Raw genomic sequence first — 23,474 nt, 5'->3', positions numbered from 1 at the left:
AATCCACACCGAACCCGGAAGGCCCTCACCCGTTCAAGACGCCTCAGCCGAGACCTGCATCACCCGTCCACAACCTCCCGGGGCAATACACCTAGTCCCTCCGCCATTGCGCGGGTGAGTTCTTCGTCGCAGGGTCCTCGTAGGAGCCGGCGACGCCCCGGTCGACGTGGAAGCTGGTGAGCGTGGTCACCGGGGAGTTCGGGTCACGCCGGTCCGCGATGACCCGCATGTGGGCGGAGAAGCGGGCGGGCGTGGCCTCGTACACGTCGTAGCCGTAACGATTCCCCTCGAAGTACTTCAGGTGTGGGTTCGCGCGGCCCATCACCGGGCCGTTGGTCTTGTTCCAGTCCGCCGAGTAGGCGCCGGAGGTCACCGAGTGCGCGGTGAACTCGGTGCCGATCACCGGCGAGGCGGTGTTGTCGAAGTCCGGCCGGATGTCGTCGACGAAGGCGGAGTGCCAGTCGCCGGTGATCACCACCAGGTCCTCCATCCCGGTGCTGTGGACGTGCCCGAGCACCTCCTTCCGCTCCGCGAGGAACCCGTCCCACTGGTCAGTGAACATGTACGAGCCGCCGACCCGCGAGCGCAGTTGGCTGAGCATGATCGAGTTGGCCCACACGTGCCAGCTGTCCGGCGCGGCCGAGACGTTCTGCTTCAGCCAGGCCTTCTGCTGGGCGCCCAGGATCGTGCCGCCCGCCAGGTTCTGGGCGGACCGGTACGAGCGCAGGTCCAGGACGGTCAGCTCCAGCAGGTCGCCCCACCGGCGGGCCCGGTGGATCTCCGGCTCCGGCAGCCCGGCGCCGCCGGCCGCCGAGGCGTCGCGGTGCGGCTGGTTCTCGTACCAGGCCTGGTAGGCGGCCGACCGGCGGGCGAGGAACGGGGCCCCGCCGGCGGTCCCGCTGTAGTCGTTGACCACCTCGTGGTCGTCCCAGGTCAGGTACCAGGGGTGGGCGGCGTGCGCGTCGCGCAGCGACGGGTCGCCCTTGTAGAGGGCATGCCGGCGGCGGTAGTCGGCGAGGGTGAGGGTGGCGGGCGCGTCGTGGTCGCGTACGTGGTCGCCGCCGACCGGGCCGTGCTCATAGATGTAGTCCCCGAGGTGGACGACGAAGTCGACGTCCTCGGCGGCGATGCCGCGGTGCGCGGCGTAGTAACCGTCGTGGAACGCCTGGCAGTTGGCGGCGGCGAAGCGGACCCGCGACACCGGCCCGACCGCGGCGGTCTTCGTCCGCCCCACCCGGCTGGTCTTCCCGAGCGCCCGGAACGCGTACCAGTAGCGGGTGCCGGGGGCGAGCCCGTGCACGGCGACGTGCACGCTGTGCCCGAGGGTCTCGGAGGCCGGGGTCGTCCCCCGGGCCACCACCCGGGCCAGCGCCGGATCCTCGGCGACGATCCACTCCACCTCGACCACGTCGGGCAACGCCTGCTCGGCGGCGAGCGGTTCGGGCGCCAGCCGGGTCCACAGCACCACGCTGCCGGCCTGCGGGTCCCCGGACCCGACACCCAGCGTGAACGGCGCCGGGTCGTACGTCGCGCCCAGCGCCTGCGCCGCCTCCAGGGCCTGCGCGGGCGACAGCCCGGCGCTCAGCGGCCACACCACATTCAACGCCCCGGCCGCGCCCGCGGCCTTCAGCAGGCTCCGTCGATCGATCCTCACGCCACACCCCCACCGCTCAGCACCAGCGAAACACCGTCCGCGTACCCGTCGTTGGACGTGCCCCCGGCCCGGGTGAACACCAGCCGCACCCGCGCGGCCCGCGCCCCGGCCGGCACGGTCGAGCTCGCGGTCCGCCGCAGCATCCCGGTCCGCGACCCCCGCTCCCCGGCGGTCACCGGCCCCAGCACGGACAGCGCCAACGGCGCGCCCTTGGCGTCCCGGAACTCCACCGAGGCCCGCACCCCGTCCTCCTGCCCGAGGTACCCGCCGAGCCACGCCTCGAAGGCGTACGTCGTCTGCCCGCCGTCCACGGCCGCCGGCACGGCAATGTCCTGCATCAACTCCGTCACGGGGCTGTTCCCCCCGGAGAAGAACCGGCTCCCGCGCGCACTCGGCCCGGGATCCGAGGCCGTCGGATACCCACCCCCGAAGCTGTACGCCACCAGGGCGGGCGCCCCCTGCCGCACGGTCCATCCCACCACGGACGTCACGGGCGTGGCATTCCCCCCGGGCCCGCTCTCCGCATCCCCATTGACCACGACATTCACCGAATTGCCTCCAGTCGTCGACGAGTTGGCGTGGGGCATCCCAACAGTCGCCGGTGAACGGCGTAAGGCGAGAACGGGTCGCACAGCACCGACTTCATCCTGCGAGCGCAGGAGAACCATGCCCTACCTGGACGAAAGCGACCCCCGCTGGGACCAGGCCTCGGGCGGACACCACCTCTCCGGCCGCCCCCACTGGGGCCCCGCCGACGTGGACCACGCCGCCGCCTTCCTGGCGGCCCTGTACCGCTGACCGCGGAAGCCGGAAACTCAGGTGGATTCCGGCATCAGTTGCCAGCCCACGCTTTCGCTTCCGTGAGATTGGGGGCAGTACCAACCACCACGCAGGCGAAGCCGTCCCACTCCTCCAGCACGCGCGGCTCATCGGGGCGCACGTGGCCGGCGCCCCCTGCGCGGCACGGTCCCGGCGCTGCACGTCCATGGGCGCGCGCCGGCGTCCGACGTAGGCGGAGAGCAGCACGGACGTGTCATCCGCATCGGCCCCACTCAAAACGGCGGCCTGATCAACCGGCGCCATGTGGTCACGGCGTCGGTCAGCTGTTTGGACCCACTGCCGCGCGGTCCACTTGCTGCGGCTCCACGGCTCTCCCCGGTACCAGGACGGCGAGGGTGCTACGCGCTTCGCGCCGCAGCGTGCGGCGCCGGGCAAAGGTTGCAGTAAGAGCGAGGACCGAGACCGTGCCGCCGTAGAGCACAGCAGCAATCATGGAGAGGAGCCCGATCGCCATCGGGCACGCACCTTTCTTCCCCCGTTCGGCCCGCCCGACTCACAGCCCGGGGCGGGTGTTGATGCGTTTGCTCTTCACCATACGCACGTCGTCAACTCCCCCTGCGCATTCCGGCCAACCCGACGAACCTTTGCGGTCACGGCACCAGGCGTCCGGTATGGTCCCGAAACCAAGGGAGTTGGGACAGACTCGGGGGTCTGGCAGCTGTCGTCATCACGGAACGGGCCACCTGCACCTCCAACTCCCCTGCTCACGCCGAAGCCGACGCCCGCGCCGACGTCACTGTGGAGGACCGTGGTACCGCAGAACCGATCCGAGGGCGAAGCGTCACTCGACCTGGGAACCTCAATGATCGACAAGGGCCGCTTCAACGACGCGATCCAACCGCTGCTGCGGGCCGCGGCGATCAGCGGTCCCGTGGCTCAGCGCCGGGCGACGGCGACGGCCCTGCTGCGACTCGGATTCTTACTCAACGAACGGCAGGGCTTCGCCGACGCGCTGCGAGTCCATGTCCGGGCGGCGGCGATCTTCGCCGAACTCGGGGATGTCGAACAGGAACTGCAGTGCCGCTTCCTCACGGGCGTCTGCGAGTGGCAGCTCAAAGCGTACGAGAGCGCGATCCAGATCTTCGAATCCAACGCGGAGAAGGCACGCGGTGCGGGCAAGACCCCGATCCGGGCCGTGGCGATGCTGAGCATCTCCTGCATCCTGGTCGACCATCTGCGCCAGTACCAGCGGGCGGTGCCGTATGCGAGCGAAGCCGCGAGGCTCTTCCAATCGATGGGCCACGACGAGCAGGCGGCCCATGCTCTCCGGCATCTCACCGAGGCGCGTCACGGAGGAAAGGCCTGATGGACCGGTTCGCCCTCTACTACCCGCACATCCACGTCCGCGACGACGACTGGCTCAAGTACGCCGCCCTGTACTGGCCCAAGATGGCCCGGATCCGACCGCCGGGCTACCCGCTCCAGGACTCGCCCGCCGCGCAGGAACTCCACGCCGCGCGCTGGCTGCTCGACTTCGAACCGCCCGCGTCGGCTGCTGCCGCAGTCGCCGAGCCGTTCCTGGAACTGCTCCACGAACACGGCACCACCCTCCGGGACCACTTCGGCCTCAACCGGATCGAGACCTGGGGCCTACCGCTCGCCGAGGCCGGATTCGGCAACGCGGGCGTGTTCTCGGCGGGCAGCGAGGACAACACCGAGGACGACCCGACCTGGCTCAATCCGCGATTCGGGTATGTCCACGCCGGCCGCTTCAGCGGGCACCTCCTCGACTCCGCCGTTGACCAGGGGCTCGCGCTCGTCGGCCCGGGTCGCGGTGGGACCTGGGTGGCGCTGCACCCCCGACTGGCCACCGTCTACATGCTCGCTCTGGCCGAGCAGACAGCCGCCGAGAACGGCCTGCACCCGGTCACCGACCAGATGCTGCCGCACGCCGCCATGTCCGGATGGACCTTCGAGCGGCTCGCCGCGGCGCTCCTTGACGAGCTGCCAGATGAGAATTCGGCAGCGCGGCCACCGCTCGAGGATGCGTTCGCGTTCCTGGCGTTCGAGACCGTGATCCCCGCGGATCTGCGGAACGTCCCGATCGAGAAGATCCTCGACATCCGGGCCGAATTCGGGTCGGAACTGGATGCGTTCCGGGACTTCACCGCTGACCAGGTCCAGCGGCTCGGCGCCATCGAGGACGTGCGGGACGCGGGGCTGTACCAGGAGTACCTGCAAAGCGAGGTCGACCGCGAGGTCCGCGCGCGGCTCGACGACCTGGACGACCAAATGCGCAGCGTCGGCCTCGAAACCGTTCGGGCCTTGGCCAATGTCAGGTCGGTGGCCCTCCCGCCGCTGGCCGCGGTCGCGGCGGACGCGGTCGGCGTCACCCCGGCGCTGACCGTCCCCGCCGTGGTCGCCGGCTGCGTCGTCGGTGCGCCCCTTCAGTGGCGCCGCAGACGCCGCGAGATCGCGCAGGAGTCGCCCGTGGGCTACCTGTTCCAGCTCAAGCGGGCAGTCAAACCCCACACGCTGATCGACAAGCTGCGAAGGGCATGGCCGCTATGACGGGCGACAGCGCCTCTTTCCCGGAGGCCTTCAACGAAGCGTTCCAAGGGCTCGACGCCGCCTCCGGCCAGGTGCTCATCCCCGAGTTCGCTGCTGATCCCTCGGTCGTCGCACTTGCGGATCGGCAGACCCGGCGTCTCGCCGAGTGTCTCATCGGCGAAGCTCCGTCCGACTGGCGGCGGATCACCGCGGTGTTCGCCCTGACGCTCCGATCCGAGGTCTCACGCGTCCTCCACACGACCGGCCGAGCCTCCACCAACGCCGCGCCGGGCCCCGATGCGTTCCGACTGGCCCGCGAGCTGCGCCGGACCACCGCCCGGCTGCCGCGCGGGCCCTGGTGGCGTATGACGCTCGACCTGCGCGTCGACGGCGGTGTCGAAGTGGACTTCGACTACGGCGACGAGCCGTTTCCCGACGAGCACCTGTTCACGCCCGAGGAATACCGGGCCGACCTCGAGGCCTTCGACTGGTCGGCGGAGAAGCTCCCGACCTGGTTGTCCGCCTTCGTCAGCCACGGCGGCAGACAAAAGCGCAGCCCTCGGAAGGCCGCCGTGCCGGCCGACACGCGCGGCGCACGGTCCGCACAAGGTGTCTCGCCGAACGAAATGCCCGGCCTCTCCGCGACCTGGGCGCGCTGGGCCGTCCTGTCGGCGGCGTTCGTCGCGGCCGGTTCCGAACGGGGGCCGCGGATGGCACCTTCCCACGCACGGTTCGAGGGTTCGACACGCAGCGGCTCGACACTGTGGATGCTTGAGGGCGGCCGCGCCGTCCTCTCCGGCGGCGTCTGGGACGCGCCCGGCCTGGCCGATGCCTATCGCGGCGACGCGCCGCACCCCGAGCTGTTCGCGGGGGCGCCGATATGGGTTGCCGATCCGCTGCTCGACGAACGGGGCAAGGTGGGTCTGATGTCCTTCTGTTACTGGTGGGAGAGCGGGCGCTGGCTGCGGGGCGAATCGCCGAAAACGGAGGAGCTCGCGACGGCGATTCCCGGGGTCTGGACCAGCGGAACGGTCGCCGGCATCGTGGCCAAGCTGGCCCACGGTGTTGCACGAGACACCGAGACGGCCGCGATGCGGCTGGTCACAGCCGCCGAGGGCGGATTCGCCGAGCGCGGCATGCTGGCCGAGGTCTTCGGGAAGGGCGAGGGCGCCGACCTCGACGGCGCGTACCACCAGTTGGTGATGGCGGGCGTCGTGCACCGCACCGACCTGCCGCAGTTGCCCCGCCACCAGGCGATCGCGATCGTGAGGCGCTACATGCTCGCCCACGACCTGGACAGCCCCGACTACCGGGCCGCGGACCTCGTGGCCGACCGGGTGGACTGCGGATGGCAGGTGTACGCGCCGGTCCCCAGAGGCGAGATGAGGATAGGACGCGGGCTCTTCTTCGTCGCCGACGACGAGGTCCTGGAGATGACCGACACCCAGAGCTCGTACCCGCACCTCTACGCGGAGGAGTTCGCGCGCCGGTACCGCGAGCGCTGGGGGCTGTGAACAGGTCAGGCCTGCGGTTCCGCCAGCTCCCAGTCGAGCGTCCACAGGCGTACGCGCCCGTCGCTTCCTCCGGAGACCGCGTATTCGCCGTCGGCCGTCAAAGTGAGCTGGCCCAGTTGCCCGGGCTGGGCCTCCACCGTCCGCAAGCAGGTGCCGGTCGCCAGGTCCCACAGGCGCATCTCCTCGCCGTCGTGGCTCGAGAGCAGGAAGCGGCCGTCCGGGGTGAAACGCATCCTCCGCGCGTTGCCGCGCTGGCCCTCGAGCACCGCGGTGCAGGCCCCGGTGGCGGTGTCCCACACGCGGATCAACAGATCGTCGTAGCCGCCCGCGGAGGCCGCCAGGCTCCCGTCGGCGCTCATCGTCACGGCCATGACCCAATGCGTGTGGCCGCGCAGCACGGCATCGCAGCGGCCGGTCCCGAGGTCCCACAGGCGGACCGTCCCGTCGCTCGCGCCCGTGGCGGCGATCCGGTCGCCCGGGCCGAGCCACACGGCCCGGGGCATTCCGGTGTGGCCCTCGAGCGTTCGCAGGAGGGTGCCGGTCTCCAGGTCCCAGAGGCGGAACCGCTGGTCGTTGCCGTGGCCGCCGATGAGCGCGCAGCGTCCGTCGGCGGTGAACCGGGCCGCGTCGGGACTCATGGCCATGGGAATCATCCACCTGAGCGACTCGGGCTCGACGTCCGTGCCGATGAGCCGGTCGTCGGACATCGAGTACCGTTCCGCGCCGCTGCCGGTCCACCAGGCCCTGGCCGATCCGCTGCGGCCCCAGGCCATGACGGTGCTGCCATCGGCACTGAGCTGTACCTTGTCGATGCCGGTGAAGGGGCCGCTGCGCTCGCTGCGTTCGTGGACGGTGATGGTCCGCATGAGCGCGCCGGTGTCCGGGTCCCAGAGCCGGATCTCACCGCCGCTGCTGGTGGCCATGACATCCCCGCCCGCACTGATGTCGAGCGAACCAACGCTCGACTGGTGCGCCACGAAACTGCGGGCGGGCCAGACCGCGCGAATGCCGGTGTGGACCAGTGACCGGCTGAGGGCGCGCCAGGCGGCCATCACGTCGGGAGCCCGCTCGTGCCCGGGAACAGCGCGAGCCTCCCGGAGCGCGTCGAGCGCAGCGGCACGGTCGCCTGCCGCCTCCCGGACCGCCGCGGTGTCGAGCAGCGCCTTCACCTTCTCGTCCAGCAGGTTCAGCACGCCATGCCTGCGGGGCCAGCACAGCTGGAACGGAACGGCGGGAGAGTCGGGCATCCGCCACAGCCGCACGGTGTTGTCGAGCGACGCGGACAGCGCGAACCGGTCGCCCGCTCCCCACAGGACGCGGCCCGCCGCGCCTCGGTGGCCCCGGAACGTCCGCAGGCACTTGCCGGTCTCCACGTCCCACAGGCGGACCGCGCCGTCGCGAGCGCCGACCAGGAGTCTCGCGGCGTCGGCGCTGAGCGCGAGCGACGTGGCGGGGCTCCGCAGCGTCCGAACTCGCCGTCCTGTCCGTAGGTCCCAGATGCCGATGGCATCGTGGTTGTCGGCGATCGCCGCGACGCCGTTGCCGGTGTCGAAGCACAAGACGGGCTGGTTCACGCCTTTCCCGGCCAGCACTTGCGCGCACTGCCCGGTGCGCAGGTCCCAGAGGCGGGCGATGCAGTCCTCGTACCCGGCCGCGAGGACCCAGCGGCCGTCGGGGCTGAGCTCGGCTTTCGGGAACTGCGCCAGCGGGCCGTACAGCCGCCGGCGGACCTGGCGCCGCTGCAGATCCCACACGACGATGTCGACGCCGTGCACACCGGCCTTCCAGACCGATTCCGTGGCGACGGAGATGCCCTCCCGTGCACTGACGGCCGCCCAGTCGAAGGACGTCGCCGCCCTGATGGTCCGCAGGGATCTGCCGTCGGACAGGTCCCAGATGCGCATGACATTGCCGTAGTCGACCGAGGCGCAGTACCTGCCGTCGGGAGTGATCCGGACCGACCGGGGCTTGGCCGTGTGGCCGCGAAGCGTACGCAGGCATCGGCCCGTGAGCACGTCCCACACGCGGACATGTTCGTCGTCACCGCCGGTCACGGCGGTCCTCCCGTCCGCGGACATGTCGATGTGGAGCATCGGGTCGGGTTCTCCGTCGGCGGTCGGGTTCCAGCGGATCTCGTTGATCCCGATGCAGTCCGCGTCCGGCACGGTTCCGGAGCCGAGCGTGTCCAGCGCCTCGGCCACGTCCCGCAGCCCGGGCTGCTCGCGGTCGACGCCCTCGAGAAGCGGCCGGGCCGTGGCGAGGTCGCCCCGTTCGAGGTGGACGAGGCCGAGGGCGTGCCGTGCCGGCCAGGCGTCGTCGGTGTCGGTGCGGACGGCGTCGAGGTCGGTGACCAGCTCTTCATCGGTGATCTCGCCGCTGCGCCAACGCCACAGCCCCGAGTTCAGGGTCGCCTCGGCGTGCTGCGGGTCGGCTGTCAGCGCCGCGGTGAACGTGGCGGCGACCTCCTCATCGCGGTCGAGGTCGAGCAGGGAAAGCGCCCGGTTGTTGAGCTCGTCAGCGCGCAGGTCGGCGGCCTTCGGCTCCAGGCGCCGATACCGCTGCCCGGTGACCCGCAGGTGGATCGCCGCCAGTTCCTCGGCGACGGCCGCCATCGACACCGGCCGCTTCTCGGGGTCCGGGGCGAGGCAGAGCTCCAGCAGATCGGCCAGATCCGGCGGCAGCGGCGGCAAGCCCGGCCCGTATGACTCGATCCCGTGACGTTCTCTGATCGTGTCGTTCGCGAAGGGCCCCCGACCCCAGCGCGGCCCGCCGGTGAACATCTCGAGAACCGTGACGCCAAGACTGAAGACGTCCGTTCGCCTCCCGACCGGCCGGTTCGAAAGCTGCTCCGGCGAGGCATACGCCGGTGTCCGCCCGCCCGCCGAGACCGGGACGCTGACGCCGTGTGGAAGGTCCCCGTCGTCCGCGGCGACGATCGGCCGGATGCGAGCCAGGCCGAAGTCGGTGACTTTGGCGACGATGTCGCCGCCCTGTACGTCGAGCAGCACGTTGGCGGGCTTGACATCCCGGTGCACCAAGCCCGCAGCGTGCGCATGGCCGACGCCCCAGGCCATCTGGATCGCCAGGTCCACAATGCGTGCCACGGCCGCCTCCGGGCCGCCCTCGTACAGGCGGTGGTCGGCAATCCAGTCGTGCAGGCTGCCGTTGCCGACGTACTCGGCGAAGACGTAAGGGACGCTGTCGACTACGCGCACGTAGTGGCACCCGCAGATGTTCGGGTGCAGCCCGAGCGCAACCCACGCCTCGGCCTCGGTGATGAACCGCTCGCGCTGCTCATCGGTCGCGAACACCTCCGGCTTCGGCGTCTTGACCGCCAGGTCGATTCCCCACTGCCGGTGTAACACCCGCAGTACCCGCCCCATCCCGCCCTCGCCCGCGACCTCCTTGACCTCGTAGCGATCGTCGAGAACCTCCTCGATTGACCTGTCGCCCATGTACAACACGCCTTCCGCCGAATCGACTGCAACTTCCTGCTCATTAGAGACCGGGCCATCCGGGTCCGTACGGTCAACGGCGGATCTCCGAGCAGGAAGTGACACCTGATGACAGACGCGATCCTGGAGTCCGCCCTCGAGGGCGAGATCACCGATCACCGATCACCGAAGCGATCAACGGCTGCGTGGCGCACTGCCCGACCAGAGACAACGATGCTCAAACGCAGCCGGAGGCCCGATCGTGGGTCACCGTTCGCGGTGGACTTGTTCGCGGACCCGCTCAGGTCGGTCAACGGCGTACCCGATAGCGCAGGTGAAGCACCCGGTTGCTCTGAATCACGACGTCAGGATCCTCCAACAGGTACTGCGCGTGGACCGACCCGAAGTAGCGCTTGCCGGACCCGAACACCACGGGTACGACGTGTTCGTCCCAGACCTGTTCGAGGAGTTCCTCCGCGCTGAGGAAGGCCGGGCTCGCGTCCAGCAGGGCCTCCAGCAGGGCGAACTCCTTGACCGAGAGGTCGAGCCGGCTTCCGTCACGGGTGACGGTACGCCGGAGCGGATCGAGCTCGATGCCCGCCGCCCGCAGGACACGGGCCTGCGGCGGCGCACCGCGCCACCCTGGAGGACTCCTACATGGAACTCACCCGCGACGCGGTGGAGTACCGAGGGGTTCCGGCCGAGGAGGCGGGACGATGACCGCGACGGGCTTCATGCGGCTCCTGCACGCGGAATGGACCAAGCTGCGTACGGTGCGGGGCTGGGTGCTGGGCATGGCCGCCGCGGCGCTGGCGACGCTCGTGGTCGGGCTCCTCGGTACGGCGGCCCCCGCGCCGCCCGGCCGGGTGTCCGACACCTCGTTCCCGCGGGGTCCGGGCGGCGAGGCCGTCAACGACAGCTTCTACTTCGTCCACCGGACCCTGACCGGTGACGGCAGGATCACCGTGCCCGTTCGCCGGCTGACCGGTGTGGTGGAGACCGGCCCCGGGGAGTCGGCCGCCGGCGCGCCGCCGTGGTCGAAGGCGGGGATCATCGTCAAGGAGTCCCTCGCGCACGGTTCCTCGTACGCCGCGGTCATGGTGACCGGCGCCCACGGCGTGCGGATGCAGTACGACTTCACCTCCGACGTCGCCGCCCCCGCGCTCCCCGGCAATGACGCCGGAGGATCCGCGCGCTGGCTGCGGCTGGTCCGCGCCGGCTCCACCCTGACCGGCTACGCCTCCGTCGACGGCTCCCGCTGGAGCCTGGTCGCCGTGGCCCGCCTGACGGGACTGCCGACCACCGTACAGGCGGGGCTCTTCGCGACCTCCCCCCAGGCGATGGAGGAGACCGCCACCGGCGCGGGTTTCAGCCCTGCCGTGGTCACCGGCGACTTCGGGCGCGCCGAGCTCGAGGGGAACTGGTCCGGCGGGGCGTGGACCGGGACGCAGGTCGGGGGTGACGCGGGCACCTCCGGCAGTTATTCGAACACCACGAAGGGAGGTTTCACGGAAGCGGGTCCGGGATTCACCGTGACCGGGGCGGGTGATATCGCACCGGTGGTGGGCGGACCCGCGATGGGCGACGGCTACGCCCTGGAGAACCTGCTCGTCGGCGCGTTCGCCGGGCTGATCCTGGTGATCGCCGTCGGCACCGTCTTCGTGACCGCCGAGTACCGGCGCGGACTGATGCACACCACGCTGGCCGCGCACCCCGGGCGGGGGCGGGTGCTCGTCGCGAAATCCGCGGTGGCCGCCTCCGCCGCCTTCACCGCCGGACTGTTCGCGGCCGCCGTCACGATCCCGCTCGGTCAGCAGGGGGCGGAGGACAGGGGATTCCGCGTCTTCCCGGTCTCGACGGCCACCGAACTGCGCGTCATGATGGGTACCGCCCTGCTGTTCGCGGTCGCCGCGGTGCTCGCGGTCTGCGTCGGCACGCTGCTGCGGCGCAGCGCCACGGCGGTGGCGCTGGTCATCGCGTCGATGGTGCTTCCGTACGTCCTGGCCACCGCGGCCGTGCTGCCCACGGGCGCCTCGGAATGGCTGCTGCGCGTGACCCCGGCCGCCGGTTTCGCGGTCCAGCAGACCCTGCCGCGCTACGCGCAGATCGTGAGCGTCTACGAGCCTTCGACCGGCTACCACCCGCTGCCGCCGTGGGCGGGCTTCGGGGTGCTGTGCACCTATGCGGCGGTCGCCTTCGCCCTGGCGGTCACCCGGCTGCGGCGGAGGGACGCATGAGGTACGCGCTGTACGCCCTGCGCGCGGAATGGACGAAGCTGCGCTTTGCGGGGGGAACAGGCCGGCTCCTGGTGCTCGCTGTCGCGCTGACCGTGGCGCTGAGCGCCGGAGCGGCCCGGGGAGCCATGTGTCCCGGACCGGGGTGCGGCGAGGACGGCGTCCGGCTGTCCCTCACCGGCGTCGTCCTCGGCCAGGCGGTCGTCGCCGTGGCCGCCGCGCTGACGGTCAGCGGTGAGTACGCCACCGGCATGATCCGCACCACCTTCGCGGCAGTGCCGCACCGGATCGCCGCGTTCACGGCCAAGGCGGCGGTCCTGACCGGGGTGGTGCTGGCGACCGGGACCGTCAGCGTTCTCGGCTCGCTGATCGCCGGGCGGTACATCCTTCCGGGCCGCGGCTTCACGCCGGCGAACGGGTACCTGCCGCTGTCGCTGGCCGACGGTCCGACGCTGCGGGCCGCCGCGGGATCGGTCGTCTACCTCGCGCTGGTCGCCCTGCTCAGCTTCGGCGTGGCCACGGCGGTCCGGGAGGCCGCGGCCGCGATCGGGACCGTCCTCGGGCTGCTCTACCTCTTCCCGGTCGTCGCGCACGTGGTGGGCGACCCGGAGTGGCAGCGCCACCTGCAGCAGGTCGCGCCGATGACCGCCGGTCTCGCCATCCAGTCCACCACCCACCTCGACAGGCTGCCGATCGGCCCATGGGCCGGGCTCGGCGTACTGGCCCTATGGGCCGCGGCAGCCCTGCTCACCGGCGGCCTCCTGCTGCGCCTGCGCGACGCGTAGGCCCGCTTCCGCATCCCGGCGGGTGGGGGGCCACGGCGACCGTCCGGACGACTCGCCCTCCGCTTCGGCATCATGGCCAAGACCAGGTGCGCGCCGTCGAGCCGGGACCGGGACGTACCGCGCCCGGCCCCCGGCCACGGCCAGCGATGCGGATGGCATGCGAGTCGATACTGACCCACCCCCGACTGGCCGCCGTCCGCGCCTCGCGTTGCCCTGAGCCGGTGCCCCGCCCGAGCGCGCCGTACGGCACTGCTGGATGTTCGTCGGCACGGTGCTCGCCCAGGCTTCCGTGGACGCTGACGGCCGACCGTCGGGGAGCACGGTGGCAGGCACCGGGCAGTGGCAGCGGTCGGGGCGCTGTTGCCGGTCAGCAGAGGCGGCGCCGGGAAACGCCGGGCAGGTAGGTCGACCATTCGCGTTCCGTCAGATCGCGTCCAGCGCGGCGGCAGACGCGTTCGGCCAGGCGGTCCGGGGACAGGTCCACGGACCGGGCGCGGGTGCCGGCGACGGCCCACAGGACGTCACCGTCGAAGGCCAGCGCCTCGACGCCCCGCCCGGGCAGCAGGAGGGGGTCTCCCAAGGCATAGTGCCTGTCGGTGTCCCAGAGCTGGACGCTGTCGCCGTTGACCACGGCGGCCAGGAGCCGGCCGTCCTGGGAGAAGGTGAACCCGTCGAGGTCCTGGCCGCCCCTCCCGCCGCCGCGCGAGACACTGCTCGACATCGTCGTGATCCGCTGTGTGACCTGCCCGTTCCAGAGTTCGACCAGTCCGGTCTCCCTGAAGGCGGCCACGAGGCGCCCGTCCGGGGAGAAGGCCACCTTCCGGACGCCGCCGCTGAACATGGCTTGCCTTCTGTCGGTGCCGGTCTTGAGGTCCAGTAGCGTGCCGTCGGTGCTCAGAAAGTGTCGGCCGTCCGGGCTGAAGGCGCCATGGGCCTGCGTCCCGGAGATGGAGTGGACCTCCTTGCGTGATCGGACGTCGAGGATCTTCAGGATGTCGCCCTCTCCGGTGGGGACGCCCGCTTCCCGTTGGAGGGTGGCGATGTGGGCCCCGTCAGGAGCCAGGTCCACCCATGCCGGTCCGCTGCCCTCTGCGGACGCCCAGTGCAGCACGTCCCGTCCGGTGGCGACCTCCCGCAGGGTGACGCCGTACCGGTCGTCTGCCGCGCCCTGGGTGAAGGCGATGAGCCGGCCGTCGTCGCTGATGTCACCGAGTGCGGTGCCGGGCAGGTCCTGGGCGACCCACAGGTTCTGACGGAACGCCGGCACCACGTCCTTGCCCGTGCGCATGTCGACCACCCTCCCCTGAAAGCGGTCGGAACTACCGCTGAGATCCGGGGAGAACCTCTCGGTGACCAGAGCCGTGCGGCCTGCGCCGGAAACCGCCCGGGCCGTCACGTAGGTCCGTACGGGGGGTCCCCCCGTCAGTGCCCCCGACACATCGAGATGGTGGACGGTGTCGCCGGTCCACTGCAGGAGGCTCTCGGTCTCCTCGTCCAGTGCAAGGTCCCAGACCGGGATGCGCGTGCTCGAGAGGTTGTTGAGGCCGGCCGCGGGAATCCGTGCGACGGGCAGGCTTCCCCCGTCCGCGCTCCAGACCTCGATCCCGTTGGTGGTGTTCGTGGACACGAGGTAGTTCCCCCGGGAGCTGAACCGGGGTTCGGAGACGAGCCCGGCGGCCTCGCCCACGACGCGCCGAGCCGCCAGGTCGTACACGACGACGTCGTGGGAGTCCCCGGAGCCGGACGCGCTGATCGAGCCGAGCCGGACGCCGTCCGGGCTGAACAGGAACTTCCCGCGACAGGTCGGCTCCTGCGAGCCGGCGGGCCGGGGCACCAGGACGGCCGGCCCGCCGGCCACGGGCCGGACGGTGACCCCGGCCGTCGAGCAGGAGACGATGTGGCGACCGTCGGGCGCGACGGACGCCCCCTCGGGGACGCTCGTGATCGTGCTGCCCGCCGGGGCGACGAGCTCCGTACCGCCTGCGGGCCGGCCGAGGACCAACTCGCCCTTGTTGGTCACGCCGGATACGTGACGTCCGTTCAGCGGCAGCGGCGGGGCCAGCGCCTTGCCGTCGCGGGTCGAGACGACCTGCAGCGTCTTCTCGTCCGGAGCCGGGACAACGACGACGGAGCCGTCCTCGCTCAGGTGTGACGACGCCAGGAGACCCACCTTGGTGCCGGCGGGCAGGAGAGTACGCGCACGGGCCCGGTCCGCGCCGGTCAGGCCGACCGCGCTCAGGCCTGCGTGAGACAGGAGGAACGCGTACCGTCCCGTGCCCGACAGCATGCGCTGGGTGCTCTCGCCGTAGGTGAACGCGGGTGTGGTCGTGGCCTGGATCTCGCGCTGGGAGGCGGCGGCGATGAGGGCTGCCCGGGATTCGGGGACCTCCGCCACCCGCCAGGAGGCCAACCCCAGCAGCATCGCCGCGACCGGATCGGTACCGCGCAGGGTCTCGGCGGACTGAGCGGTCGTCCGCGCCGTGGCCTCGGCCTGTCTGCGGTCGATCTCGCGAGACTGAAGCCATGCCGCCCCGCCGGCCAGCAACGCCAGCACGGTGACGACGGACAGCCCCGCCCTGAACCGCCGACGGCGGCGCACGGCACTGCGGGCCGCGGTCGATGCCGCGCCCGCGCAGGCGGATTCCAAGGGGTTCGGACGCAGGTGAAGCGGCGCCGTGGGCAACCACGCCGCGCACCTCTCCCATTCGCTGCCGTGCGGCAGGTCCTCGCTCCGGCGGCCGTTCCTCTCCCAGGCCAGCGCCGTGGTGGTGAGCCAGAGGCGGACAGTCGCACCAGCGCGATCCGTCTCGATCCAGCCGCGCAGGCGGGGCCACGCCGGGATGAGCGCGGGGGCGGGGCGGACCCCGCCGTCGGGAAGCACGAGCAGCACCCCGCCCTCGGTGAGGGAGGCGATGGCCCCGGCCATGGCGTGCTGTTCCGTGTCGGGCCGGCCATCGAGGAGTTCGGTCCGGGACGCCGAACGCACCGTGTCCTCGGACCCGTCCGGCGACGGGCCGGGCACGACCAGGCGGAGCATGAGTTCGTGGGCGAGGGGGCGAGCCCGTTCGGGCAGGGCCGCCCAGGCCTCCTCGGCCCGCTCGCCCAGGGTGGAAACCCGGTCTCCGGCGTCTGATGCCGCGGGGCCGGCGCGGCGGGCGCCGACCTGCATCAGGGCGATCCGGGGGTCAGCGGAAGGGCTTTCGGCCGTCCCTGGCACCGGCCGGGATCCGGACGCGGGCACGTCGGCCGGGTCGCCCAGCAGGGACAGCAGGATCTCGGTGGCGGCCGGGCGGTGGTCGGGGTCCTGTGCCAGGGCGCAGGCCACCATGGCGCGCAAGGAGCGCGGCACGGTGGAGAGGTCGGGGCGGTGGCGCACGGTCCGGTAGGCGGTTTCGACCACGTTCCCGCCGCGGAACGGCTCCTCGCCCGAAGCCGCGTAGAGGACGGTGGCACCCCAGGCGAAGACGTCGGCAGCCGGTCCGGCCCGCTTTCCCGACAGCACCTCAGGGGCGATGTAGCCGAGCGTTCCCATGATCACGCCACTGGCGGTCTGCGACATGTCGAGGGACCGGGCGATGCCGAAGTCGATGATGCGGGGACCATCCGGGCCGAGCAGCACGTTCCCCGGTTTGAGGTCCCGGTGCACCACCCCTGCCCGATGGATCGCTGCCAGACCGGTGGCCGTCCCGATCGCCAGTCGGACCACCTCGTCCTCCGCCAGGCGACCGCCGTCGCGGACGCGGGCGCCGAGTGAAGGGCCCGGCACGTATTCCCCGACGAGGTACGGCTCATCGATACCGGACGACACCTCCAGCACCCGCGCGGTGCAGAAACCGGCCACGCGCTGTGCGGCCTCCGCCTCCCGGCGGAACAACCGGCGGACGGACTCGTCGGCGGAACGGCGCAGTACCTTCACCGCCACCCGGTTCCCATCGCGGTCGTACGCCTCGTACACGACCCCCTGGGCCCCCTCGCCGAGCCGTGAAGCGGGCCAGTACGCGCCGATTCTCTCCGGATCCTCCGGTAACAGCGGACTTCCCACCGCTCCCACCCCCCTTGGTCCGCCCCATGGGGGCGGTGCGTCGCGCCATGCTCGGTGACCGGAGCCGGAAGGTCAACGGGGCCGCGAGCGGGCCGCTTTCGCACGCGTGGGGCCCGCCGGTGGACGGTCCTCGGGGTGGGGCTGCGGGGGCTGCGGGGGCTGCGGGGGCTGCGGGGGCTGCGGGGGCTGCGGAAAATCGTTCCGGCTCGGTGGCGTCCTCCACGTAGGCTCCCGCGCATGAGCATGAGGAACTCGACGATCCGCGCGGTCAACCGGCTGACCAGCCGCTGGGCGGAGGCCTCGGTCGCGCCCGACGGCCGCACGGGAACGGTCCTGACCGCCGCCGGGGTCTGGCCGCTGCTCGCCTCGCTGGCGGACGGCGCGGGCGGCCAGGCCCGGGAGGAGCTGGCCGAGGCCCTCGGCATACCCGCGGACCGGGCCGCCACCGCGTCCCGGGAGTTGCTGACGGCCCTGGGGCGCGTACCCGGCCTGGAGGCCGCCACCGGACTCTGGGCACGGGCGGACCTGCCGCTCGATCCGGACTGGGTGGCCCGGCTGCCCGAGGGGACTCACGGCAGGCTCACCGGTGACCGGGCCGCCGACCGCAAGCTGCTCGACGACTGGACGGCCGCGCGGACGGGCGGCCTGATCGAGCGGATGCCGGTGCAGCTGACCGAGTACACCAGACTGGTTCTGGCGTCCGCCCTGGCGCTGCGGCTCCGCTGGGTCCGACCGTTCCAGGAGTGGCCCGGAAGTCCTGCTGAGGGGCCTTGGGCCGACCGGGAGATCCTCCAGCTGCACCGCACGACCTCGCTGCTGCACCGCGTCCGGGTCGCCGAGACGCCCGCCGGTCCGGTCACCGTGCTCGAGGTGGTCGGCGACGGCGCAGTGGACGTCCACCTCGTACTCGGCGCCCCGGATTCCGCTGCCGGTCAGGTGCTGGCCGGTGGCATCGCCGCCGTGACCCGTGCCGTACCGTCGGTGGACGGCTTCTCCCTGCCCTGGGGCACGCCCGGACCGGGACTCCGGATCGGCCGACGGGCGGCGTACCGGCCCGAACCGAGGCTGGCCGTCGACACGGTGGCCTTCTCCGTCGAGGCTGAACACGACCTCCTGGAGCACGCCGGGCTGTTCGGCTTGGAGACGGCCCGCACGCGCGACGCTCCCGGTCACTTCCCCGGGATCAGCCGCGACCCGCTCTGCATCGAGTCGGGCAGCCAGTCGGCCATGGCACGGTTCCACGCGAAGGGGTTCGAGGCCGCCGCCGTGACCGCTTTCGGTGCGGCCGGGGCGGGCATCGCACCGCCACCGCCGTACCGCGTGCGGACCATCGACCTCCGGTTCGACCGGCCCTTCGGCTTCCTCGCGGTGCAGCGGTCCTCCCGGCTCGTGCTCGCCGCGGGATGGGTGGCCGAACCGCTTGCCCCTGTCTGGGGAGAGGAGGACTGGGAGGACGAGGAGTGGGAGAACGAGGAGTGATCACGCAACAGGTCGTGGCCGGACGATGTTGCCTGATCGGGCGACGCTGTCCCGCGCGCCGCGAGGGCCGCCGTCTCCGCGAACGGTGACGGCGTATCCGATGCCGCCCCGTCCGGACACCGGCACCGAGGCGGCGGCCGGGGCGGGGGCAGGGGCGGCGGGACGCGGGCCGTCCTGCCCGGTGAGGAGGCCGGCTACGGCCCGGTCCACGCCGACGCCGACGCCGACGCCGACGCCGACGCCGGCCGGCACGTGCGGGAGGCTCACTTGGACAGGCTGTCCCAGAACGAGCATTCGTGTGCGGAGTACGCGTCGACCGGGTGGATACCGCCTGATCCCGGAGCCAACGACTGCACCCATGGCGCATGAGGTGACGAGGGGCGGAAGGCGGGCCATGCCGGGGCGTCGGGAGTGTTCGGGTCGCCGGTGCGCGCGAAGTTCGTCCAGTAGCCGACCATCCGGTCCGACAGGGCGCGCTGGCCGTCGGTCAGCGGTCGCTCGGTGGGGAAGGAGGGGAACAGGAACGGCATCTCGAAGCCGTGCGCCGCACCGTAGGGGAAGCCCGGGGTCGCCGGCAGACCGGCGAGGACGGGAGCGCCCGTATCGTTGAACTCGTAGCCGTACAGGGGTAGGCCGGGGGCGTGCGTGGCGATGGCCCGGCCGGCTGCCAGCGCGGTGCACGTGAAGGACCGGTCGGTCAGCGCAGCGGCCCAGGCCAGTGCGGGAGCGGCATGCCGTGCCGCGGGGTACCGCGCCTCGACGGCCGGGGCCGCAGGTCCGAAGGCTTCCGCCAGACGGGCGCGGTAGTCGTCCTCGGTACGGATCGGGAACGCGCCGAGCGACAGGCCGACGAACATCCGCATCTCGTCGCGATTGGTGCCCAGGATGATTGGCACGCGGTGGAAGCGTCCGGACGCCAACGCCTGGGCCGGTGCCACGGGCAGCAGCGCGTTGCCGAAGGCGGGCCGGTTGAAGGACTGCATCAGCTGCGCGGTGGCGAGACGGTCCGTGCTCTGCCCGCGCAGGCACGCCAGCACCTCCTTCCCGCCGCCCGCCGTGCAGCCCAGTTGCCGGGCGGCTTCCGCACCGGCCGTCTGGACGTCGGTCCGTGAGGCGAACGGCTCGTACTCCGGTGTCCCGGGCCCGAGTGCGCCGCGCGGGAAGGACGTCTGGCAGGAACCGCTCTGGAGGACGGCCCGGTGGAAGAGTCCGGCGGCCGTCGGCGAGGTGAGGTGCGCACAGATACTGAGGGCGCCCGCGGACTCGCCGAACAGGGTGACCCTGCCCGGATCACCGCCGAAACGCGCGGCGTTCGCCCGCACCCAGCGCAGGGCGGCCTGCTGGTCGGCCAGGCCGAACGGCGGGGCTGCGCCCAGCGCGGAGTGGCCGAAGTAACCGAAGACCCCCAACCGGTAGTTGACGGTGACGACGACGGTGTCACCGCGGACGGCCAGTCGTTCGGCGCTGTAGTCGCTGCCCGAGCCGCCCAGGAACGCACCGCCGTGCATCCACACCAGCACGGGCCGCTTCTTCCCGGCCGGCTTCGTCGCCGGCGCCGTGACATTGAGGTAGAGGCAGTCCTCCGAGCCGACGACCGCACTCGAACCCGGTGCCGGCATCTGCACACAGCGTTCAGCAGGCCTCGTCGCGTCCCGCACCCCCTGCCACGCGGCGGCGGGCACGGGGGCACGCCAGCGCAGCGGTCCGGTCGGCGGCGCGGCGTAGGGAATGCCGTCGAAGGTGGTGTACGAGCCGTGCGACACACCGCGTACCAGCCCCTGGTCGGTGCGTACGACGGAACCGTCCTGCCCCGCGGAGTCAGGGGAACGGGGGCCGGCGCCGGCCGCAGGTGCGACGGTGGCCGAGAGCAGTGCCACCGCGCACAGCAAGGGGAAGAACACCGCACGGAGTCGGGCTCTTCGGCATGGGCGCGGTGCCGTCAGGGTCGGGGGCAGGGACATACGTACGCCCTCTTTTCTCGGGTCGGGGACGGCGTAGGACGAGGCCTCGCCAGGCCATGCGCGGCTGCACCGGTCCGTTTGGCGGGACGAGGTCCGAGCTGCGAGATCGGTTGCGGACCGATGCCGTCGGTGATCAATACGCTAGAACCTCCCGCGCACTGGAGGTTCAAGGGACTGTGACGCAAGACACGTGGAGCATCGGTGAACTCGCGGCCGGAACGGGCCTTCCCGTCAAAACGCTCCGCTACTACTCCGACAGCGGTCTGCTGCCCGTGGCCGCCCGGAGCAACGGTGGGCATCGACGCTACGGCCCCGAGGCATGGGAGCGGATCCGGCTCATCAGACGCCTGCGGGCGCTGGACACCCCGATCGCGACCATCACGCAGGTGGTCACGGGCGAGCGCACGCTCGGCGAACTGGTGACGACCGAACTCGAAGCGGTGCAGGAACGACTGACCGAACTGCGGTGGCGCGAGGCCACGCTCAAGTCCCTGGACGACTGCCCGGATGAGGAACGGCTCCGGCGTCTGGAGGTGTTCTCACGCGTGCAGCGGCTCCCGGAGGCGCACCGCACGCTCACCGACCACTGGTACCGCGAGCTGTCCGCGGCCATGCCCAGGCGCCGACTCGACATCATGATCGCGATGCTGGCCCCCGCCCCGCCGCAGGACCCCGTCCCCGCTACGGCCCTGGCCTACGCCGAGCTGCACCTGCTCATATCCACGCCCAGTTTCACCCGGTGGACCCAGGACCACGAAGAGGAGATGAGGGACGGCCCGGCCTTCTACGCGGAGATCGACGAAGCCGCCGCCCTGACGGCCGCCGCCCTGGCCCAGGGGCTGCCGCCCGCCGCGGGGGACGCGGTGGACGCGTTCGTGTCCGCCCACGCACGAGCTCGGCGAGAGTCGGACACCCCCGCCTTCCGCGCATACCTGCACGGGCTGGTGTCGCGCTCGTCCGGCTTCGACCCCCGCCTGGAGCGGTACTGGGCCCTGGTCGGCACTGCTACGGGCGGGGGCGTGCTGAACATGACGGTGGCGCATCGATGGCTGACCGACGGACTGTCGATCTCGATCGCCGGGACCGCTTGAGGACGGGATGTCCGTCGGGGCGAGCCGGAGCCGAGCGCAAGTGCCCTTGCGGCGCCGGTTGATTGCCCAGATCTTGTCGCCGCCGACTGAGTGGCAGGGGTGGACGTAGGCGATGCCGTGGTGCGGCGGTGGGTGGCAGGCAGCCTGTCGGGGTTGCCCTGCTTCTGCCAGCAGGGGCCCGGCGGTGGGCCGCTGGAAGGTGATCCCTCGGCGGGCCAGTAGGCACCGCAGAGCCTCGCGGCCGATCGGGCCGGGCCGGGCCATGTTCCTGCGCAGGTGGTCGACCAGTTTCCGGACCGGCGGACCGACCAGCGGGTGAAGGGCTTGCCCAGCGGTGGGCAGACTTCCCGAGGTCACCAGAACACCGCGGAGCCAGTCCGCGCGCTGCGCGGCCCCCGCGGCCTGAGGAAGTGACCGAGTCGGGGTCGGCGTGCGTGGGCAGCCGGCCGGAAGCCACGATCTCGCTGAGTATGCGGGCGCAGGCCGAGGTCCGCAGCCAGGTCAGAACGGTCCGCGGATGCTCGGCGGCGACAAGCGCCTCGCCCAGGGCATCGAACCGGACGGCGGGCGCCGGCTGCAGGCCGCGACATCGGGTGTTGAGGTGGTCTTCGACCACGCAGCGTTCGCACTGGTACCCGGTGACGGGCTGCTGGCGCCGGCGCAGCGCGGGCAGGCGTACGGGTCCGGGTGTCCGGCGCAGGGGCCGCAGGTGCTCCGCCCGTCGGTCCGGGCAATCAGGACTCTCACCGTCGAGCAGGCGGAGCACAAGGCCGGGTTTGCGCTGGTGAGGGCGTAGCAGGGTTTGCAGACGGGGCCAAGCGGCCAGCAGGCACAGACCGGCGACCGCTCCGAGCGCAGCGCACAGGATGCGAGGGGGCGAGGCCGGCAGGTCGAGCCGGGTCCGTGTGGTCGGGGCGGCCGCATCCGGTGCAGCAGGGTATCTCCGCCTGGCCCTGCTGGCGGCAGAGGGTGCGGGTGTCGCCGGCATGGCGGGCTCTGATCCGCGAGCAGGTAGCGCAGGCGCCGACATCGGCATGGGCGGCGAGGATTCCTGCGCAGCGCAGGCGCACCCGGTACCCGGTCGCACGGGACACCTCGATCACCAAGTCCGCACTCATCAAGCGTGTCTGGAAACAGTTCGCCTCCCAGAACAAGGCCTTGGCCGAGCGACTGGTGAGCAGATTCCGCCAGCGGATGAACCTCGACCACGCCAGCAACCCTCACATCCTGGACGCCTTCACGAACCAGTGGATCGGCGGCCAGATCTGGGGCCGGATAGAGAGCCTCCCCCTCCCCGATTAGACTCCCATCAGGATCGAAGGACCACCACGATGACCAGCACAGAGCTGACGACACTGCTCGCCGTCGCCCGAGACCTCCTCCCGCAGAACACGGACTGGGAGATGATGAACCAAGTCCCCAGGGCTTCAGCGATGGCTTCGGCAAGTCCCTGGACGCCTCGATCCCCGACCCGTACCGGGACTACCTCAAGGCGGCCAACGGCGGCTTCTTCGGGCGCATCGTCCTCTTCGACGCCAAGTCCGCCCCGTTGTCGCAGTTCTACGCCGAGACCCCGCCCGGCTCCCCCGTCCCACTCGGGCAGGACGAGTGGTACTGCATCGGCAAGGTGAACGAGGACCCCCTGTTCATGCGGCGCGCGGACCAGTCCATCTGGGGATTCCCCGACCGCGGCATCGTGTGGTCCCAGAGCGCCGACTTCGAACAGTGGAGCAAGGACCTGGACGGCTTCCTGCTGGAGTACGTCTTCGGGCCCGGTTACACCCACGTCAGCGGAGCGGACGACACCGACCCCTGGTCGCAGGTACTGCGAGAGCTGGGCCGCACCGCCGGCGAATCCTGAAGTGCCTCTTCCGGCACCGCACCTGCTTGCGACCGGCACCGGCGCCGCCGGAGGGGCCCCAGCAGGCCGCGGAACCGCTCGCGTCGTCG

At 71.7% G+C, this 23,474-nt stretch carries 17 protein-coding genes and 3 pseudogenes; 11 read left to right on the top strand and 9 right to left on the bottom strand.

All coding sequences use genetic code 11. The annotated features are described in order from the left end of the window. Positions 1–91: 91 nt before the first annotated feature. Together ACZ6KO_RS33925 and ACZ6KO_RS33920 are read right to left on the bottom strand one after the other, a co-directional pair. Positions 92–1,654 (bottom strand): alkaline phosphatase D family protein, encoded by a 1,563-nt coding sequence (locus ACZ6KO_RS33925; RefSeq protein ID WP_469307821.1) that lies wholly within the window; start codon positions 1,652–1,654, stop codon positions 92–94. Continuing rightward, the gene (locus ACZ6KO_RS33920; RefSeq protein ID WP_469307820.1) at positions 1,651–2,004 is read right to left on the bottom strand and encodes a hypothetical protein; all 354 of its coding nucleotides are present in this window, start codon (positions 2,002–2,004) and stop codon (positions 1,651–1,653) included. The genes ACZ6KO_RS33925 and ACZ6KO_RS33920 overlap by 4 nt, the downstream gene beginning before the upstream one ends. Positions 2,005–2,320: 316 nt before the next feature. Between ACZ6KO_RS33920 and ACZ6KO_RS33915 the strand changes: the two genes are divergently transcribed. Continuing rightward, positions 2,321–2,452: a hypothetical protein gene (locus ACZ6KO_RS33915; RefSeq protein ID WP_469307819.1), complete on the top strand. Its 132-nt coding sequence runs from the start codon at positions 2,321–2,323 to the stop codon at positions 2,450–2,452. Between the two features lie 34 nt (positions 2,453–2,486). Here ACZ6KO_RS33915 and ACZ6KO_RS33910 read toward each other — a convergent pair. Together ACZ6KO_RS33910 and ACZ6KO_RS33905 are read right to left on the bottom strand one after the other, a co-directional pair. Then, positions 2,487–2,603: pseudogene (locus ACZ6KO_RS33910) on the bottom strand (DUF6087 family protein); the annotation flags it as partial. A gap of 150 nt (positions 2,604–2,753) precedes the next feature. Continuing rightward, entirely contained in the window at positions 2,754–2,948 is a 195-nt protein-coding gene (locus ACZ6KO_RS33905; RefSeq protein ID WP_469307818.1) for a hypothetical protein, read from the bottom strand. Between the two features lie 348 nt (positions 2,949–3,296). Between ACZ6KO_RS33905 and ACZ6KO_RS33900 the strand changes: the two genes are divergently transcribed. From ACZ6KO_RS33900 to ACZ6KO_RS33890, 3 genes are read left to right on the top strand one after another with little or no spacing between them, the layout of a single operon-like run. Continuing rightward, entirely contained in the window at positions 3,297–3,800 is a 504-nt protein-coding gene (locus ACZ6KO_RS33900) for a tetratricopeptide repeat protein (protein WP_469307817.1), read from the top strand. Continuing rightward, entirely contained in the window at positions 3,800–5,005 is a 1,206-nt protein-coding gene (locus ACZ6KO_RS33895; RefSeq protein ID WP_469307816.1) for a DUF6236 family protein, read from the top strand. Before ACZ6KO_RS33900 ends, ACZ6KO_RS33895 begins: the two co-directional genes overlap by 1 nt. Next, a complete protein-coding gene (locus ACZ6KO_RS33890; RefSeq protein ID WP_469307815.1) occupies positions 4,993–6,498 on the top strand; it encodes a hypothetical protein in 1,506 nt (501 codons plus the stop codon). The genes ACZ6KO_RS33895 and ACZ6KO_RS33890 overlap by 13 nt, the downstream gene beginning before the upstream one ends. 5 nt (positions 6,499–6,503) lie before the next feature. Here ACZ6KO_RS33890 and ACZ6KO_RS33885 read toward each other — a convergent pair whose 3' ends face one another. Further along, positions 6,504–10,112 carry a protein kinase domain-containing protein gene (locus tag ACZ6KO_RS33885; protein WP_469307814.1) on the bottom strand — a complete coding sequence of 1,203 codons (3,609 nt, stop codon included), beginning with the start codon at positions 10,110–10,112 and terminating at the stop codon, positions 6,504–6,506. Positions 10,113–10,242: 130 nt separating this feature from the next. Beyond that, a pseudogene (locus ACZ6KO_RS33880) lies at positions 10,243–10,551 on the bottom strand (winged helix-turn-helix domain-containing protein); the annotation flags it as partial. Positions 10,552–10,648: 97 nt separating this feature from the next. Between ACZ6KO_RS33880 and ACZ6KO_RS33875 the strand changes: the two are divergent. Both ACZ6KO_RS33875 and ACZ6KO_RS33870 read left to right on the top strand, forming a co-directional pair. Then, positions 10,649–12,169, top strand: a complete 1,521-nt coding sequence (locus ACZ6KO_RS33875) for a DUF1349 domain-containing protein (protein WP_469307813.1) — start codon at positions 10,649–10,651, stop codon at positions 12,167–12,169. Then, complete coding sequence (locus ACZ6KO_RS33870; RefSeq protein WP_469307812.1) at positions 12,166–12,951, top strand: ABC transporter permease; 786 nt, start codon at positions 12,166–12,168, stop codon at positions 12,949–12,951. The genes ACZ6KO_RS33875 and ACZ6KO_RS33870 overlap by 4 nt, the downstream gene beginning before the upstream one ends. Positions 12,952–13,318: 367 nt before the next feature. On the opposite strand, the gene ACZ6KO_RS33865 is transcribed toward ACZ6KO_RS33870, so the two are convergent. Further along, positions 13,319–16,993, bottom strand: a complete 3,675-nt coding sequence (locus ACZ6KO_RS33865) for a protein kinase domain-containing protein (protein ID WP_469307811.1) — start codon at positions 16,991–16,993, stop codon at positions 13,319–13,321. 237 nt (positions 16,994–17,230) lie between these two features. On the opposite strand from ACZ6KO_RS33865, the gene ACZ6KO_RS33860 reads away from it, so the two are divergent. Then, positions 17,231–18,472, top strand: a complete 1,242-nt coding sequence (locus ACZ6KO_RS33860) for a serpin family protein (RefSeq protein ID WP_469307810.1) — start codon at positions 17,231–17,233, stop codon at positions 18,470–18,472. Positions 18,473–18,735: 263 nt separating this feature from the next. Here the strand turns inward: ACZ6KO_RS33860 and ACZ6KO_RS33855 are convergent, their stop codons facing one another. Beyond that, a complete protein-coding gene (locus ACZ6KO_RS33855) occupies positions 18,736–20,349 on the bottom strand; it encodes a carboxylesterase/lipase family protein (protein WP_469307809.1) in 1,614 nt (537 codons plus the stop codon). A 260-nt stretch (positions 20,350–20,609) separates the two neighbouring features. On the opposite strand from ACZ6KO_RS33855, the gene ACZ6KO_RS33850 reads away from it, so the two are divergent. Further along, positions 20,610–21,524 (top strand): MerR family transcriptional regulator, encoded by a 915-nt coding sequence (locus ACZ6KO_RS33850; RefSeq protein WP_469307808.1) that lies wholly within the window; start codon positions 20,610–20,612, stop codon positions 21,522–21,524. Positions 21,525–21,548: 24 nt separating this feature from the next. Here the strand turns inward: ACZ6KO_RS33850 and ACZ6KO_RS33845 are convergent. After that, positions 21,549–21,856: pseudogene (locus ACZ6KO_RS33845) on the bottom strand (IS630 family transposase); the annotation flags it as partial. Between the two features lie 185 nt (positions 21,857–22,041). On the opposite strand from ACZ6KO_RS33845, the gene ACZ6KO_RS33840 reads away from it, so the two are divergent. The 3 genes from ACZ6KO_RS33840 to ACZ6KO_RS33830 all read left to right on the top strand — a co-directional run bounded on the left by ACZ6KO_RS33840 (position 22,042) and on the right by ACZ6KO_RS33830 (position 23,385). Next, a complete protein-coding gene (locus ACZ6KO_RS33840; RefSeq protein WP_469307807.1) occupies positions 22,042–22,320 on the top strand; it encodes a hypothetical protein in 279 nt (92 codons plus the stop codon). Between the two features lie 377 nt (positions 22,321–22,697). Beyond that, on the top strand, positions 22,698–22,826 hold the full coding sequence (locus tag ACZ6KO_RS33835) for a hypothetical protein (protein WP_469307806.1): 129 nt from the start codon (positions 22,698–22,700) through the stop codon (positions 22,824–22,826). Between the two features lie 247 nt (positions 22,827–23,073). Next, complete coding sequence (locus ACZ6KO_RS33830) at positions 23,074–23,385, top strand: hypothetical protein (RefSeq protein WP_469307805.1); 312 nt, start codon at positions 23,074–23,076, stop codon at positions 23,383–23,385. The last annotated feature ends 89 nt before the right edge of the window (positions 23,386–23,474 follow it).

This window comes from Streptomyces sp. NPDC042102, from assembly GCF_055582305.1.
This window is presented reverse-complemented; position numbering and strand designations above follow the sequence as displayed.